This is a genomic window from Desulfurivibrio dismutans (assembly GCF_029210385.1).
GTDB lineage: Bacteria > Desulfobacterota > Desulfobulbia > Desulfobulbales > Desulfurivibrionaceae > Desulfurivibrio > Desulfurivibrio dismutans.
The window spans coordinates 204029-220269 of the sequence record NZ_JARGDQ010000005.1 but is presented as its reverse complement, the minus strand read 5'-3'; the positions used below and the strand labels follow the sequence as shown (position 1 = coordinate 220269).

General features: G+C 61.2%; 17 protein-coding genes. 7 read left to right on the top strand and 10 right to left on the bottom strand.

What is annotated here, in order from left to right:
* Positions 1–136: 136 nt before the first annotated feature.
* Both P0N66_RS07795 and P0N66_RS07790 read left to right on the top strand, forming a co-directional pair.
* A complete protein-coding gene (locus tag P0N66_RS07795; protein ID WP_275804043.1) occupies positions 137–895 on the top strand; it encodes an ATP-binding protein in 759 nt (252 codons plus the stop codon).
* Positions 892–2040, top strand: coding sequence for a glucokinase (locus P0N66_RS07790; RefSeq protein ID WP_275804041.1), 1149 nt, complete (start codon positions 892–894; stop codon positions 2038–2040). The genes P0N66_RS07795 and P0N66_RS07790 overlap by 4 nt, the downstream gene beginning before the upstream one ends.
* Here the strand turns inward: P0N66_RS07790 and P0N66_RS07785 are convergent.
* Positions 2027–3247: an amidohydrolase family protein gene (locus P0N66_RS07785; protein ID WP_275804039.1), complete on the bottom strand. Its 1221-nt coding sequence runs from the start codon at positions 3245–3247 to the stop codon at positions 2027–2029. The genes P0N66_RS07790 and P0N66_RS07785 overlap by 14 nt on opposite strands.
* Before the next feature lie 350 nt (positions 3248–3597).
* Between P0N66_RS07785 and P0N66_RS07780 the strand changes: the two genes are divergently transcribed.
* From P0N66_RS07780 to hrpB, 5 genes are all read left to right on the top strand, one after another.
* Positions 3598–4008, top strand: a complete 411-nt coding sequence (locus P0N66_RS07780; RefSeq protein ID WP_275804037.1) for an MFS transporter — start codon at positions 3598–3600, stop codon at positions 4006–4008.
* A gap of 95 nt (positions 4009–4103) precedes the next feature.
* On the top strand, positions 4104–4907 hold the full coding sequence (locus tag P0N66_RS07775; protein ID WP_275804035.1) for a DUF3786 domain-containing protein: 804 nt from the start codon (positions 4104–4106) through the stop codon (positions 4905–4907).
* A 108-nt stretch (positions 4908–5015) separates the two neighbouring features.
* Complete coding sequence (gene pgl / locus P0N66_RS07770; RefSeq protein WP_275804032.1) at positions 5016–5729, top strand: 6-phosphogluconolactonase; 714 nt, start codon at positions 5016–5018, stop codon at positions 5727–5729.
* A 51-nt stretch (positions 5730–5780) separates the two neighbouring features.
* Positions 5781–6221 (top strand): NUDIX hydrolase, encoded by a 441-nt coding sequence (locus P0N66_RS07765; protein ID WP_275804030.1) that lies wholly within the window; start codon positions 5781–5783, stop codon positions 6219–6221.
* Between the two features lie 25 nt (positions 6222–6246).
* Positions 6247–8820: an ATP-dependent helicase HrpB gene (hrpB, locus tag P0N66_RS07760; protein WP_275804028.1), complete on the top strand. Its 2574-nt coding sequence runs from the start codon at positions 6247–6249 to the stop codon at positions 8818–8820.
* Positions 8821–8861: 41 nt separating this feature from the next.
* On the opposite strand, the gene P0N66_RS07755 is transcribed toward hrpB, so the two are convergent.
* The 9 genes from P0N66_RS07755 to P0N66_RS07715 form a co-directional block, all read right to left on the bottom strand.
* Entirely contained in the window at positions 8862–9584 is a 723-nt protein-coding gene (locus P0N66_RS07755) for an N-formylglutamate amidohydrolase (RefSeq protein ID WP_275804026.1), read from the bottom strand.
* Positions 9574–10824 (bottom strand): carboxylate-amine ligase, encoded by a 1251-nt coding sequence (locus P0N66_RS07750; protein WP_275804023.1) that lies wholly within the window; start codon positions 10822–10824, stop codon positions 9574–9576. Before P0N66_RS07750 ends, P0N66_RS07755 begins: the two co-directional genes overlap by 11 nt.
* Positions 10821–12305, bottom strand: a complete 1485-nt coding sequence (locus P0N66_RS07745; RefSeq protein ID WP_275804021.1) for a RimK family ATP-grasp domain-containing protein — start codon at positions 12303–12305, stop codon at positions 10821–10823. The genes P0N66_RS07750 and P0N66_RS07745 overlap by 4 nt, the downstream gene beginning before the upstream one ends.
* A complete protein-coding gene (locus tag P0N66_RS07740; protein ID WP_275804019.1) occupies positions 12274–13020 on the bottom strand; it encodes a C39 family peptidase in 747 nt (248 codons plus the stop codon). The genes P0N66_RS07745 and P0N66_RS07740 overlap by 32 nt, the downstream gene beginning before the upstream one ends.
* 35 nt (positions 13021–13055) lie before the next feature.
* Complete coding sequence (locus tag P0N66_RS07735) at positions 13056–14003, bottom strand: YihY/virulence factor BrkB family protein (protein ID WP_275804016.1); 948 nt, start codon at positions 14001–14003, stop codon at positions 13056–13058.
* Complete coding sequence (locus P0N66_RS07730) at positions 13987–14724, bottom strand: class I SAM-dependent methyltransferase (RefSeq protein ID WP_275804014.1); 738 nt, start codon at positions 14722–14724, stop codon at positions 13987–13989. The genes P0N66_RS07735 and P0N66_RS07730 overlap by 17 nt, the downstream gene beginning before the upstream one ends.
* Positions 14721–15524: a class I SAM-dependent methyltransferase gene (locus P0N66_RS07725; protein WP_275804012.1), complete on the bottom strand. Its 804-nt coding sequence runs from the start codon at positions 15522–15524 to the stop codon at positions 14721–14723. Before P0N66_RS07725 ends, P0N66_RS07730 begins: the two co-directional genes overlap by 4 nt.
* A gap of 128 nt (positions 15525–15652) precedes the next feature.
* Positions 15653–15946 (bottom strand): type II toxin-antitoxin system RelE family toxin, encoded by a 294-nt coding sequence (locus P0N66_RS07720; RefSeq protein WP_275804009.1) that lies wholly within the window; start codon positions 15944–15946, stop codon positions 15653–15655.
* On the bottom strand, positions 15936–16187 hold the full coding sequence (locus P0N66_RS07715; RefSeq protein ID WP_275804007.1) for a type II toxin-antitoxin system Phd/YefM family antitoxin: 252 nt from the start codon (positions 16185–16187) through the stop codon (positions 15936–15938). The genes P0N66_RS07720 and P0N66_RS07715 overlap by 11 nt, the downstream gene beginning before the upstream one ends.
* Between the last annotated feature and the right edge of the window lie 54 nt (positions 16188–16241).

Sequence of the window (16241 nt, the reverse complement as noted above, 5' to 3'; positions counted from 1 at the left end):
ATGGGCGCGCAAATCAATAGCTTGCTCTGTAAGCTATTGATTTGTAAGGAAAGCGGAAACCGCGTTTTCGCTTTCCGGGGAGCAAAAAGTCCATGGACGGACTTTTTGCGACTTCATCAATGATAGGAAACACGAGATGAAAATAGCCATCAGCGGTAAAGGCGGGGTAGGCAAGACCACCATCATGGCACTTCTGGCTCGCCAGTTCAAGGAGATGGGCAAGGAAGTACTGGTCATCGACGCCGACCCCAGCCCCCACATGGCCCAGAGCCTGGGAGTACAGGAGCCGGAAAAAATCCGCCCCATTTCGGAAATGAAAGACCTGCTGCGGGAACGCTCCGGCCGGGTGGAAGGTTCCGCCTTCTACAACATCAACCCCCAGGTGGGCGACCTGGCGGAACGTTTCACCCTGGAGGCCGGCGGCATCAGGCTGATGGTGCTGGGGGCGATTCAAAGTGCCGAGAGCGGATGCGCCTGTGCGGAAAACACGGTGCTCAAAAGGCTGCTGACCACCATGCTGCTCAAGCCCGCCCAGGTGGTGCTGCTGGACATGGAGGCCGGAGTGGAGCACCTGGGCCGGGGCACCATCGCCGGGGTGGACCGCCTGCTGATCGTGGTGATCCCTTCGCAATCGGGTATCCGCACCGCGCTCAAGATCAGGAAGCTGGCCGAGGAGTGCCGAATCAAAAATATTTCCTACGTGGGCAACCTGGTCCAGGACGAGGATGACCGCCGGTTTTTGACTGCGGGGCTGGGCGAAGAACCCATCGCCTTTTTCCCCGATTCCCGAGAAATTCGCCAAACCGAGCGCCGGGGCGAGGCGGTGGTCACCGCCCTCGAATCGGTGGCCCAAAGCACCGGTGAGCTGGCGGCCAAACTGGAAAGTCGGCCATGAACGACGGACGGCGGATATACCGGCTGCTCTGCGCCGATATTGGCGGCACCAACAGCCGCTGGGCCTTTTTTACCCTGACAGTGGCGGACGACAGCGGGACCGGGCCGGCAAGCCCGCAAAACTGGCACCACGGCCTGCAACTGGAGGCCGAACAATGGCTGGACACCGACCCGGGGAAAAGCATCAACGACCAGTTACGCAAGCTTTACGCCAGCGGCTTTCCTCTGCCCCCGGAGCAGACCGACCTGGCGGTGCTGGCGGTGGCCGGGCCGGTGCAACGGCGGGGGCGCTACAGCAAGCTGCCCTTAGTCGGCCTGGAGGTGGACCTGGACCTGGTTGAACACTATTTTCCCATCCCCCGCGCCCTGCTGATCAACGACTTCACCGCCCAGGCCCTGGCGGTGCTGGCCCCGCCGGGGATAAAGGCGCAAAAGATTTTGCCGGGTGGCCCCGACCCCAAGGACCCAAACGCCCCCCTGGCCATTATCGGGGCCGGCACCGGCCTGGGCAAAGCCCTGTTACTGCCCGGCGGGGCGGCCTTTTTTTCCCCGGTCCCGGCCCTGGCCCCGGCAACTCCTTTGCCCCTGGCTTCGGCAACTCCTCCGGCTCCGGCCTCGGCAACTCCTCCGGCCCCGAGCTCGGCCGTCGGGCAGGCCCTTCCCCTGGTAATCCCCTCCGAGGGGGGGCATGCCGATTTCCCTTTTGCCGGTGGCCGGGAACGGGATTACCTGGAGTTTCTGCTGAAACAACGGGGTGAGGAGCGGATCAGCGGCAACACCGTGGTCTCCGGCCGGGGCTTGAGCTACCTGCACCACTTCCTCACCGGCCAAAAGCTGGAGCCGGCGGCGGTCACCGCCACCTTCACCCCGGAGTCGGAGACTTTAGCCTGGGCCGCCCGTTTCTACGCCCGGGTTTGCCGCAACTACGCCCTGGAGACTTTAGCCACCGGCGGCCTGTTCATCGCCGGCGGAGTCGCCGCCAAAAACCCGCAACTGCTCACCCACCCCGCCTTCGCCCGGGAGTTCCAGCACTCGCCCACCATGGACGGTTTGCTGCAAACAATCCCGGTCCACCTGATCAACGCCGAAAACAGCGGCCTCTGGGGGGCCGCCATCAAGGCCCGCTTGCTGCTTACCCCGGCTTGAGCGGATTTTTTTGGTAGGACTTGCTGGCAGCACCGTTGATAAAAATATTTTCCAGGTAGGATAATTTGCGGGGCAGTTGACCGGCGCTGCCGCGGCTTATCAGGAAGGTGGCCGGGCGGCCGGGGACCAGTTGGCCCAGATGGTCCAGGCCGAAGAATTCGGCGCCGTTTACGGAAGCGCAGCGGATGGTCTCGGGCAGCGGAAAGCCGGCCTTGGCAAAAAGTTTCATCTCTTCCACCACCGCCTCGCCATGCAGGATACCGGTCCGGCCGGCCCCGGTACCAATGGCCACCTGTACCCCCAACTCGCGGGCCCGGCGCAGTTGGAGCAACTGCCCACCGAGCACCCGCCGCCACAGCTCCTCGCCGCCGGGCAGCGGCTTCCCCGGCGCCACGTATCGCTGGGAGAAGCGGCAGCAGACATCGCCGCCGCCGCGAGCGCCGTCCAGGGCGTTTTTGGCCCGCAGCAGGGAGGGAATCCACAAGACCTTCCGCGCCGCCAGCCGCCGAAGATTTTCTTCTCCCATGTCATAACCTTGCTCGACGGCGTCACAGCCGGCCGCCAGGGCCGCGGCCACCGCCTCGGCACCATTGGCCACCACCACCGCTTTCAACTCGCCTTTGTACCGGATATGCCGGACCAAATCATCCAGGCGCAGCCTGCCGGCCAAGGCGTCCGGAGTGGCATCATTTTCTATGTCGGAGGAATAGTGAATCTTGAGAAAATCACGGGTTGCCGCCGGATCGGGGACAACCTCCAGGCCATCGGCCAGGTCCGAACCGGCAGTGCGAATAGCAACCAGATCATCATCCGCCATCGGCTTACGCCGCGCAGCAACCAGCCCGGCGGAATAACCTCCATCGGCCACCCCCAATACCCCATGGCTATGGCAATCGTACAGGTGGCGGGCCAGCAGGGCCTCCAGCTCCGCCCCATTTGCAAGATGCCGCTGATCTTTCATCAGACCCAGAGACGGCGAACGAGCCAGGACGACGCTGCAATCAACCAAAGGCGGGACAATGGTACAATGGGAGAGGTCGACGAAATTTGACGCCCCAACCGGCACCTCAGCCCCGGCGTCGATGGCGGCGATCACCCCGTTGTCAACGGTAAGCAGCACCCGGCGCTGGACCGCGCCACCACTACCATCGACCAGGTTGCCCGCCAGGATCAGCGCCGACCGGCCAGAATTCAACCCGTCGCTCACCGCTCACCCCTAACGCCGATTTTCTCGATTATTTTGCGGCGATACTTGTCGTCTTCCACCTGTTTAAGTCGCCCCCCAAGATCGTCATTTATCCATATACACGCGCATTTTTCGAGAAACTAACCAGTATGATCTTGGGTGACAAGCAAAAAATCGGCGCCCCAAAGCGGTTCATCGTACCAGACAGACAGGTCACTCAGGGCGGTGGAGTTGAGCAGGCAGACCACCCGACACGCACTGTTTGACTCCCACCGGAAAGCTTCTTTACCGGTCGCCTGAAAGGGTGTTATGCTGTTGGCTGCCGAAGCGCAAGCCGTATCGACATAGTTGACGTAATTTAAGGAAAAGACATGAACATTTTGCTGGGCACCTTTATCGGCCTGTTGCTGATCTACCTGATCGCTTACACCGATTTCGTCCTGAGCCGCAAGCTCAAAGAACGAGTGACGGCCATCAACGACCAGGGGTGGCGGAGTTATTCCCATCGGCCCTTGAGCTGGCCGCTGGCGGCGGGGCTGGCCCTGGGCTGCTGGGTGGTGCCAGGGCTGCTGCCCCGCCAGACGCTGTACCTGGAATACCGCATCCTGCTGACCCTGCTGGTTTGGGGGATAATAGCCGGGGTGCTGTACTGGTTGCTCAAGCGGCGCACCGATGCCAAACTGGCCGGGCAGGCCCTGCCGCTGCTGATGGCCTTTGCGGTGATCAGCGGGCTGCTGCTGGCGCCACTGGCCAACCTGCTCAACCAACTGCTGCCGTGGTAATCTCCGGTTGCGTGACTTTTGGCGAGGTTGTCATTATTCTTGCCGACAATATCCTTGCTCTTAAGAAGCGCAATTCGGGACTGGTGTGAACTGCCATGCAACCTTTTGAACTATTCAAAAAAACTCCGAAAACCAACTGCGGCCGCTGTGGTTACCCCACCTGCCTGGCCTTTGCTGCCGCCGTCTGTAAGGGCGGCGAGGACTGGCAAAAATGTCCCGATCTGGACAGCAGCGGCCTGGAATCTTTGGCCGGCGGAGGTGCTGCCCTGGAGGAACTGCCCCGCCAGCGCGACCAGGAACTGGTAACCCACCTGCAAAGCAAAATCGCTCCTCTTTCCTTTGCTCGGCTGGCCGCACCCTTGGGCTGTGAAATCGGGACCGACACCCACGGGGAAGTGTTACGCTTCAGCTATCTGGGTCAGCCGGTGGAGTTGGGCCGGGGCGGGATTTTACTGGCCGGGGAGGAGCCCGGCGATCACCGGGACCAGATTCTGCTCTACAACTACGTCTGCTGCCAGGGCGGTGAGCCGCCAACCCTTGAGTGGGTGGGGCTGGAGAGTTTACCCAATACCATCTCCAAGGTCAGAACCTTGGCCACTTACTGTGAACAGCCTTTAGCCCGCCTTTTTGCCGAGCACCCGGCAGCGGCGGTGGCGGAATTCTGCCGGAACCTGGGCGGCCGCCCGTGGTCCGAGGCCGCCGCCGACCTGGCCATGATCATCCCGGTGCTGCCCCGGGTGCCGCTTGCCGTTTTATTCTGGGCCGCCGCCCCCGAGGATGGTTTCGCCGCCCAAGCCAAGGTGCTGTTCGATCGCCGGGTTCTGGACTTCCTTGATGTGGAATCCCTGGTCTTCGCCGCCGAACGCCTGGCCGAACGCCTGGAGCAGCAGCAAAGATAAGCACGGCAACTCTTTTGTTTGCACTTGTACTGTGCTATACGGAAGAATGGACCGTGAAAGTTGAGATGTTTTTCAACACAAGCATGCATGAGCACGCAGGAAACTCCAATGGAAATCCAAAAATTTGCCGATACCGACCAGATGGCCCAAGCCGCCGCCGAGTTGGTGCTAACCAGTGCCCTGGCGGCGGTGATCGACCGGGGTGTTTTTTCTCTGGTGCTGGCCGGCGGCGGTACCCCCCTGCCCCTTTATCGGCGACTGGCCGCCCCGCCCTTTTTGGCGCAAATGCCCTGGGAGTTGACCCATCTTTTCCAGGGGGATGAACGCTGCCTGCCGCCGGAACACCCGGACAACAACTTCGGCCGGGCCGCCGCCACCCTGCTGGCGCCTGGCCAGGTGCCGGCGGACAACATCCACCGCATGGCCGGCGAGGACCCGGATCCCGAGCGGGCCGCCGCCGACTACCAGCGGCGGATCAAGGATTTTTGCCGCGACCTGGCGGTAACGGATTTCGACCTGCTGCTGCTGGGCATGGGCGACGACGGCCATATCGCCTCGCTCTTCCCCAGCTCGCCGCTGCTGGCGGAACAGGACCGGCTGGTGGCGGCGGAAACCAAACCCGCCGGCAAGCCGCCGGTGCCCCGCCTTACCCTGACCCTGCCCGCCATTAACAGCGCCCGCCGGGTGCTGCTGATGATCAGCGGCCCGGAAAAGGAACGGATCATGACTGAAATCACCACCGACCCCAAGGCGGCGGCCGCCAAATACCCCGCCGCCCTGGTGGCCCCCCGGCAGGAGTTGTACTGGCTGGTGGCCCCTTGAATATAAAAGGCGGTCCCTTATGATTGTAAAAATTTTTACCGGATTCCGGTCATGACCAAGATAAGCAAAGTTTCAGAGCAAGAGCCGGAAAAGCTCCTGATCATGGCCGCCGGCGGCCTTGTCGAACGGGGCCGGGGCCCGGATTTGCGGATCGCCCTGGTGCAGCGCCAACGTTACCACAATGACCTGAGCCTGCCCAAAGGTAAGCAAGACCCCGGCGAGAGCCTGCCGGCCACCGCCTTGCGCGAGGTGTACGAGGAAACCGGCTGCCGGGTCACTTTAGGTGATTTTGCCGGCTGTGTGCAGTATTTTGTCGGGGACGTGCCCAAAGTGGTGCTCTACTGGAAGATGTTGCCCTTTGGCGACCCCGATGCTTTTCAGCCCTCCGGCGAGGTGCAGCAACTGCATTGGCTGCCGCCGGCCGAGGCCCTGGAAAAGATTACCTACGAAGATGAGAAGGAACTGTTGCGCCGGGTTTACAAGCTTGCCTGAGCGCCACTCCGACACCACTTAACTCATGCCATCATTCCCCCTGCCGGTCCACCACATCCTGCCCCGCCTGTGCGCTGAACTGGCCCGGCAACCGGCGGTGATTATCACCGCCCCGCCCGGCTCCGGCAAAACCACCCTCACCGCGCCGGCCCTGCTGGAGGCGGAGTGGCTGGTCGGGCAAAAAATCCTGCTGCTGCAACCTCGCCGCCTGGCCGCCCGGCTGGTCGCCACCTTTATGGCCCGGCAACTGAATGAGACGGTGGGACAATCAGTTGGTTACCGGGTCCGCTTTGAAAGCCGGATCTCGGAGGCCACCCGCCTGGAGGTGCTCACCGAGGGGATGTTCACCCGGCAGTTGCAAAACGATCCGGAACTGGCCGGGACGGGGCTGGTGATCTTCGACGAATTCCATGAACGCAGCCTGGACGCCGACCTGGCCCTGGCCCTCTGCCTGGATGCGCAACAGGGCCTGCGGCCGGACCTGAAAATCCTGCTGATGTCCGCCACCCTGGACATTACCCCGCTAAGCGCCCTGTTGCACCACGCCCCGGTGCTCGAGGCCGCCGGCCGCAGCTACCCGGTGAGCATCGAATATTTTCCGCCTCCCGCCGGGGCGCAACCCTACCCCCGGGAAATCGCCGGCCATACCGCCGCCGCCATCCGCCGCGCCTGGCGCGAGCAGCCCGGCGACATCCTGGCCTTCCTGCCCGGCGCCGGGGAAATCCGCCTCTGCCGGCAAATGTTGCACGACCAGCCGCCCACCGCCAGTGTTTTGCCAGGCCCCCCCACCGACGCGCCGCTGCTCTTCCCCCTCTACGGCGACCTGCCCCTGGCCGACCAGGCGGCGGCGGTGCAGCCGGACCCGGCGGGCCGCCGGCGGATCATTCTGGCCACCGCCATTGCCGAAACCAGCCTTACCATCGAGGGCATCCATACCGTGGTGGACAGCGGCTGGCAGCGCCGTCCCCGCTTTGACCCCAACAGCGGCCTAACCCGCCTGACCACCGGCCGCATTTCCCGAGCCGCCGCCACCCAGCGCACCGGCCGGGCCGGACGCCTGGGCCCCGGCCACTGCCTGCGCCTGTGGAGCCCCGGCGAAGAGCAGAGCCGGCCGGCCTTCGAGCCACCCGAGATCCTCAACGCCGACCTGGCCCCCTTGCGGCTGGAACTGGCCTGCTGGGGGGTCCATGAGCCCGCCCAACTGACCTGGCTTGACCCGCCCCCGCCCGGCCCCTGGGCCCAGGCCGGGGAGTTGCTGACGGCGCTTGGCGCCCTGGACCGGCAGGGGCGGGCCACCGAGCAGGGGCGGCTAATCAACCAGTTGCCGGTCCACCCGCGCCTGGGCCTGATGCTGCTCCGGGCCAACGAAACCGGCGCCACGGCCACCGCCGCCGACCTGGCCGCCCTGCTGTCGGAACGGGATATCATCAAGGGACGGGACAAATCGGCGGACCTGGATGAACGCCTGGAGGCCCTGCAGGCCTGGCGGCGAAACAAGTCGGCGAGTAAGCGATCGGCGGGTGCGGCGGCCGAGATCGACGGTGCCGGCTGCCGCCGGGTGGAGCGTACCGCCCGGCAACTGCGCAGTGTTCTGCCCCGACCCCGGCGCGTTAGCCCCGACAACACCTTGGACAGCGGCGAACTGTTGGCCCTGGCCTACCCGGATCGCATCGCCCGGCAACGCCCCTCCTTGCGGGGCAAGTACAAGCTAAGCGGCGGTCGCGGCGCCTCGCTGCCCCCCCACGACCGCCTGGCAGCCAGCGAATACCTGGCGGTGGCCGAGTTGGACGCCGGCCGTACCGAAGGCCGGATTTTCCTGGCCGCCGCCCTGGCACCGGAGGCCCTGTCCCGCCTGTTCCCCCAGCGCCTGCAAAGCCGGGACGAACTTTACTGGGACCAGCAGGCCGGCGCCGTCAAAGGACAACGACGGTGGCTTTTCGATCAGCTTGAACTGGCCGCCGAACCCCTGGCCAACCCCGACCCGGCGGCGGTGCAACGGGTACTGCTGCAGGCCGTCACCGACCATGGCCTGCAACTGCTGCCCTGGAACGACCAGGCCCGCGAGTTCCAGGCCCGGCTGGCCTGCATCGGCCAGTGGCAGCCGGAAGGCAACTGGCCCCGGGTGGATGACGAGTACCTGCGACAAAACCTGGAGCAGTGGTTGTCCCCCTGGCTGGCGGGGATCAGAACCGCCGACCAGCTTGGCCGGCTGAACCTGACCACCATCCTGGCCGGCCTGCTTGACTACCGACAAAAGAGCTACCTGGAGCAAGAGGTGCCCACCCACCTGCAGGTGCCCAGCGGCAGCCGCCGCAAGCTGAGCTACCAGCCCGGCGGCCCACCGGTGCTGGCGGTCCGCCTGCAGGAGATGTTCGGCCTGGCCGACACCCCCCGCATCGTGCAGGGCCGGGTGCCGGTGCTGCTGCACCTGCTCTCCCCGGCCGGTCGCCCGGTCCAGATCACCTCGGACTTGCGCGGCTTCTGGGACAGCGGCTATCATCAAGTAAAAAAGGAATTACAGGGGCGCTACCCCAAACACCACTGGCCGGACAACCCCTGGCAGGCCCAACCCACCGCCCGCGCCAAACCCCGCCGCTGAGTTTCCCCGCGTTCGGTTCAGCAGCTTGTCTCTCAGCAAACTTATGCCCGTGGGGCTAAGGGCAGCGCCGAGAGGCTCTGCTGTATCAGTGTCTGCAGTTCTACCCACGCCTCTCCCCCCTGCAGCGGCCATTTCTGGTTCACCTCCAGTTCCAGCCCAAGGTAGGCGGAGGCGGGAAAACGTCGGCGCAAGGAGGTGACCAAGGCATCGGCTACGCCGCGATAAGGGTAGTTGCGCCGCACCCGAAATTTCCCTTGCCGCTCTGTCAGCAGGTGCTTCCACTGGCTGCAGAAACGCCTTTCCAAAACCCGTCGGGGATCGTAGAGCAGGCCGATATCAGTCTGGCGCACCTCGCCGTTGAGCTCCGGGGTAAAGCTGTGCAACGAGATATGGCAGACCGCCCCGCCGGCCGCGATTATCGCCTCGATCCGCTCCGTTACTTCCTGCCGGTAGGGATAATAATAACGCTCCATCAGCCGGTGCCGTTCTTTTTCCGGCAATCCCCGGCTGAATTCCGAGAACAGCTCCGGGTGACCGGGGGAGCGGTTGAGTTCAACCAGCAGCCGGGTGACCGGGGCCAGGCTGAGCGGCACCCCAAGGACCTCTGCCAGTCGTCCGGCCAAGGGGGCAATGCCGAGGTCGTAACCGCGATGGGTGGCAAGCACCTCCCGGGCGGCACCGAACAGTTCCGCATATTCCGGCGGTACCCGGTTGCTCCCGTGCTCGCAGGAAAGGATCAACTGCCAAGCGGATCTAGCTTGCAAACAAGACTCCTTGTTCAAGACAATCGGCCAGCCGCCGGTACAGTTGGCAAAGATCCCGCCGCCCGAACTGTTGCGGCAGAGCCCGGAGTATACGCTGCGCCAGTGAACCCTGTTCGAGGATCTGCCGCAGCGGGGCATGATACCCCGGCGCCACCTCGGCCTCCACCGCCGTATAGAGATGTTGCCACAACGAAGAGACCGGCAGGGGGCCACCGGTATGCCCGAAACAGGCCAGCCCGAAACAAGCCAGATAGTCGGGCGCGGCGATGAGCTCGTCCCCGCCGTGTTGCAGCACGCGGACCAGCAGTTCGGCCAAAGGTCCGGTGCCGACCTGCTGCTGGCAAGCCAGCGGACTCCAGGTTTCGCGGCAGAGCGCGCGGATCACCGCGCAGACCAGGGCGGCGATGGCCAGATCGGCCAGGGGACATTCCTGCAGGTCCAGCAGCCGGATTTCGATGGCGCCACGCTCAAAACGCGCTATCGCGCCACGCGAATTGAGCCATTCATCCTGCAGGATCCCCTGCGGGTCGTACGGGGCAATCGCCGCATAGCTGCGCTGTAGAATCCGCTGTTCGTAGTCCGCCCTGGAGAATACCGGCTCCGGAACGATCTGACCGGCGATCTGCGGAATCTTTTGCTGATTGTGACGATAGAACTCCAGCCGGCTGTCAAGCAGTCCGCTCCTGGTCCCACCGTAGATCGGCGAACTGGCGGCCAGCGCCGCCAACAACGGCAGCACCAGACGGATCGCGGCATGCAAGCGACCGAACTCTTCGTCGCCGCAGAACGGCAGGTTGATGTGCATGCTCTGCAGGTTCGACCAGCCATGCCCGCGGCAGTCGAAGATTCGGTTGTAGGTCGCGTAGATCGAACTGTTGTCGTGCGGCCAGAGCCTCGTCTCACGATGCGGGTCCATCCAGGGGTGCATCGCCGTGCCCAGCAGCCTGGCATTCATCCCCTGCAAACGTTGGTTGACCCGGGCGACACCATCCTGAAAAACCGAAGCCAGGCCGTCCAGCGACCGGGCGGGGCCGTTGGTTTTCAGTTCCACGACATGCAGGACCAACTCGTTTGACCAGCACAGCGGCCCCATCTCAACCTCGTTGACCAATGTACCGGCCACCTGCTCCAACAACAGGTCGGTCACCGGCCTGACATCAAGCGAATCGCGGTCAACGATCATATACTCCAGTTCGATGCCGTAGCCGGCAAACAGACGGAGACACTCCGTTTGACTCATGCCGGCCAGCCCTCCTTGCGCCGCTCGACCCGGCGCAGCATCACCCGCATAACCCGCAAATAGAGCTCTTCTTTAAGCACCTGATCCTCGACCCCAGCGTCAAGATTCGGGTTGTCATTGACCTCGATGACGTAGACTTTTTTGCCGACCTGTTTCAAATCGACCCCGTAGAGTCCGTTGCCGATCAGGTTCGCCACCTTCAGGGCTGTTTTGACCACGGCGCTCGGCACGTGCTCGATCGGCAGGGTTTCAAACTTGCCTTCGTCATTCCTGACCCCGTTGCTGTCATGCTGGATAATCTGCCAATGCCCCTTGACCATGTAGTAGCGGCAGGCGTAAAGCGGTTGCCGGTCGATAATGCCGATCCGCCAATCGTAATCGGTTGGCAGGTATTCCTGGGCGATGATCAGTTCCGACTTATCGAGCAGTTTGTTGACCGCTTCCTTGAGGGCGGCTGCCTCCGTCACCTTGACCACTCCCTGTGAAAAGGAACTGTCCGGCTGTTTCAGCACCACCGGCAAGCCAAGCTCTTCGGCCACCCGGTCGCGGTTGTCACGATGGACGATCATGGTCCTGGGGGCCGGAATATTGTTGCGTTCCATCAGTTCGGCAAGAAACACCTTGTTGGTGCATTTGAGGATCGACTCCGGATCGTCGATGGCAATCAGCCCCTCTGCCACCGCCTTGCGGGCAAAGCGGTAGGTATGATGATTGACGCTGGTGGTCTCGCGGATCAGCAGGGCATCAAACTCCCCAAGCCGGCTAAAATCGTCGCGGCTGATAAACTCCGTGGAGAAACCGACACGCTCGGCAGCCCGAACAAAACGCTTCAACGCCTTTTCATCCGATGGCGGTTGGGCTTCCTCCGGATTGGCCAGGATCGCCAGATCATAGCGGTGGTTTTTCTTGCGGGTAACACGTCGGCGTTTGCCGGAGAAATAATCCCGGGCCACGGCCACCACAAATTCCCGGTGCTCTTCGCTAATATCGCCGGCACCAATAACCCGCAGGTTGGCCAGCGTCCACTTGCCGCTTTTCCCCCCAACCACGAAATTAGCTCGCAGCAATGGCGCCTGAAACAGGTTGAAGAGCTGGGCGGCCAGTCGGGCATAGCGCTTGGCCACATTCTGGCCGAAATAGATACTGAGGACGAATTCCTTGGACTGGATATGGGCCAGGCTCTTCTGAATCAGCTCCTGCAGATCGTCCGAGGCGATCCGCATGATCGTCTGCGATTTGAGATCCTGGACGGCGGTGACGCTGGGATGTGGTTTGTGGCCACGGGCCGCGGCCAGCAAGGAAACATAATAACCGCTGCTCTGATAACGATAGGACCGGCAAAGGTTGTATACTTCGGCCTTTTTCAGTGACTGATACCCCGGGTCGGTCAGATAGGCGCGCGCCGTGATCCGTTCAACACCGGCGATTTCAACGGGCCACTGCGCCGGATCATCGACGACGATCAGGATGGCTCTGGGCATTTTTCTTCTCCCTGGCAGGCTGAATTATCAGCAAGTTGGCATCATAGGTTAACACGCCCAGCAAAATCGAGTTAATCACCCGGTCGATGCTTGTTGCATATTTCCGCGATTCGCTCAGGGGGTTGCTCTGCAAAGGATCGGCGACATGCACCATGCGCTGCTGCTGATCATAGCCGTGCAGCACGACGAAATGCCCGGACGGCTCCCCGCGGATATCGTCATAATCGCAATTTGGCCCGTATTCCCGGGCGCTGTGATACAGATAGGTTGCCGACAGCCCGGTGATGATCGGCGTCCCCTGGTTGAGGAAACCGCGAAGCATTCTGCCGGTTAAATCTTTGGTCCGCAGTTCTCCGCCAAGCTCAAGAAACCTGAGATAGGCGGTGGTGGCAACCTGCAATTTTTCATCCTGCTTGAACCGAGCCTGGGCTTTCAGTTTTTCACCAAGCGCTGCCGCCGACAACCCGGCCCAGGTCGGATCGAAAAGCTGCAGTTTGTAGGTGTAGATAGTCGCCCGGTAGCCACGCTCCAGGGCGTGGCAGGCGAGCAGCACGGCGAGCGTCCCCCCCTCTTCGAGCATCGGCACCTCGGCAATCGTCTGCTCAAGACTGATCTGATCCCGGTAAAAGCGATAGATCGCATGCAAACAGGTCGGACCACAGGTAATCTCATCCGGCTGACGGGCTATCTCGAAGGGAACCAGCGATTTCATCATCTCCTCGTAAGCGGAACGTAGCTACGTCCTCAACTTCAGCTTTCCTGCACTTCGTCGATCAATTCTCGGTGCACACGAACCGCCGTGCTCTTGGGCAAGACGGGCATGCCTCTGCCTTCGAGGTGCGCCCGGGTAAACGCAGCCCCGAACAGGAGGATCATGGAGGAATAGTTCACCCAGATCAGGAGCAGCGCCAGAGAACCGGCGGCGCCATAGGCCGATGTTGTCGCAGTATAGGCCAGATAGATGGAGATCAGGGAACGGCCCAGCGTGAACAGCATTGTAGTGATGAACGCACCGAGCAGGACGTCTCGCCAAGACAGCAGCACGTCGGGCAGGATCTTGAACAGCGCCGCGAACAGGAGCGTGATCACGAGCAGCGACAGGAATATCTCCATGCTCACCATCGCCCAACCAGGAACCGGTAGCCATTCCTCCGCGAACACCATCACGCCACGCAAAGCCACTGACAATATTAACGAGACCAACAGGGTGAACCCGATGGCCAGGATGATGGTCAGCGACAGCACCCGCCTCTTGACGAAGATCCACATGCTGCTCCTGGAAGGACGTGGCGCAACGTCCCAGATCTGATTCAGGGACAGCTGCATCTGGGCGAAAACCGTGGTGGCACCGACGATGGTGGCGACGATCCCTATCAACGCCGGCCAGATGCCACTCTGATCAATCTGCGAATTGATCACTGCTGTCTGCACCACACCTGCCGCTTCCGGGCCGAGAGCCCCCTCGAGCTGCTCGAAGAGTTCACCCTTGACAGCACTCTCGCCAATAACCAGCCCGACCAGAGTGACAATCACTACCAGGATCGGCGCGATGGAGAAAACGGTGAAGAATGCCAGGGCTGCGGCATAAATGAAGGCCTGGCTCGCCAGCCAATACTTGATCGCAGCAGCCAGGATGCCGAGCCAGTGCCTCACCGGAGCGGGAAGTTTGTCGTAGATGCTGTCATCCTTTTTTGACACAGGCGAACACCGTGTAATCATCCTCTCCCGGATTGTACCGTCCCTCATGCACCTCGAAACCCGTTTCGCGCAGAACATGTCTCCAAGTGTCCAGGGAGAATACCCCCATGGTCCAGTGATCGGTCTCAATCCGAAGGCGTCCGTGGTCGCGAATGAGATACATGATCGTCGTTTCATACTGCTCATCCGTGGGGTCGGGATCATACACGTTCTCGACGAAGACAACGTCCAATCCGTTCCGCGTGGCCGAGGTGGTGCTGGTCTTGTTCTGCTGGAATGTCTCGGTTGTTACGTCCGGAGTGGCGACCAGAACGCCACCAGGGTTCAGGTGGGCATGCGCGGTGCGGAACGCTGCCACGAAATCCGTCCGGCAACTCATGTATGAGATCGCATCGTCCATCAGCACGGCATCAAAAGCCCTACCGAGTCTGCATGTCCGCATATCGCCCTGGACGAACGTGCACTCCGGATTCAGTTCCTTCGCCTGGGCAAGCATGACGGCACTCAGATCGACACCAGTGACGTTGAATTGTCGCTTCAGGTTCAGGACGTTCTTCCCGCCCCCGCACCCGATGTTTAGCAAGGTGGTTGCCGGGCGCTTGGCATACTGACGAATCAGAGCCGTGACGTGCCGGCAATAGTGCGCGTATTCCGTGGTGGCATCACCCCACATGGGCCACAGCCACGCCAGGTCCGTGTAGAGGTGGCAGGTGTCTTTCATTTCCTGTTCGAGCTCTTCATGTTGTCAGCCTTCCGGGATACAGGACGGCGCGCGACGAAAAATTCATAGGCGTAGTATTCTGAGTATCTACGGTGCATTTCGGGTTCCCGCGCGATTTGGTCGAGGATGGCAAGCGCCTCGGCATCGTCGTCATACTTGCCGCGCAACTCCTTGATGCGCTGTTCCATCGGCGAGTAAAAGTCGTCCCACCAGGCCTCATCCGGCAGGGTGAAGCGACCGAGAAAATCAAGGCCGCCCTGCTGGATGGCCGTCACCACGTCAGTGGCCGTGGCCATGGCTGGGTAATCCAGATCGAAGCTTGCCTTAACCTCCGGTGGTGGGTTCTCCTTGCGCCAGACCGCGTCAGTGAAAGCAAGATAGCCGCCGGGGAGCAGCAATCCATGGCAGATGCGCAGGGCTTTCCCTATCCCGATATTGTAGAGCGCGCCCTCGGACCAGATCAGGTCGAAGCTTTCCGGCGGCAGCTCCAGATGAACCATATCACCAACCTGCGCCTGGACTCGTTGCGAAAGATCTCGCACAACGAGTGTCGCCTTCAGCCGCTCGATGCTGGGGGCATGGCTGTCGATCGCCATGATGGAACCGGTCGTCAGTTCGGCGAGTTGCAGCGTTTGCCCGCCGACTCCGCAGCCCAAATCCAGAATCATGGGTGTACGGGGAAGTCCCACGCAGAGACGAAGAGCTCTTGCGGCGCAATCACGATTGCCCGGTCCCTGCCTGGGCAAGTGCTCATAAACCTCAAAGAATATCTTCCAGAAACGGGGACTGGGCTCGTTCATGGGTAGGTATTCCCCCCATTTTTAATGGGCACCAGAAGTAGAGCCATGGCCAGCTTATGCAGAACCTCTTCAAAAAAAATACGCTAAAATTATACTTCTGGACACCCTTAATTTTCGGGGGATTACCCTCACCCGGTGAAGTATCGTTTTCGTGCCTTTTTGTAGACTTCGTTTTTATCTCTTTTTCCAATTGCAATGACAAGGACACATATTTCGTTATCTATAACTTCGTACACGAGTCGATAGCCGCTTGCCAACAATTTGATTTTATAATGATTCTCGAAGCCCCTGAGTAGGCTCGATGGCACACGAGGATTTTTAAGCCGCTCTTTTAATTTCTTTTTAAGCTGAGTTTGAACGGTGTTATCGAGCTTTTTCCATTCCTTAACGGCTGTTGGGAGAAATTTCAGCTTATAGTTCATCGATATCCACTTCGATGGCTGAAATTTTCTCTTTTTGCCTTTCTCTTACAATAATCCCAAGCTGGTAGTCCTCGATACTGTCCAGCAGAGCTTCATACGTTTCAGCAGGGATAAGATATGCAGTTGGTTTGTTGTGATTAAGGATAGCTATCGGCTCTCCATCGGCCTGGTCGATAAGGGCGGTAGGATTACGTTTTAATTCAGATATGCTCGCTGAGCAGCTTGCCAGTACAGCTTTCATTTTGGTCACCATATATAGGTTTCAAATAAGTCCTAAAATATGGTCATATATTAG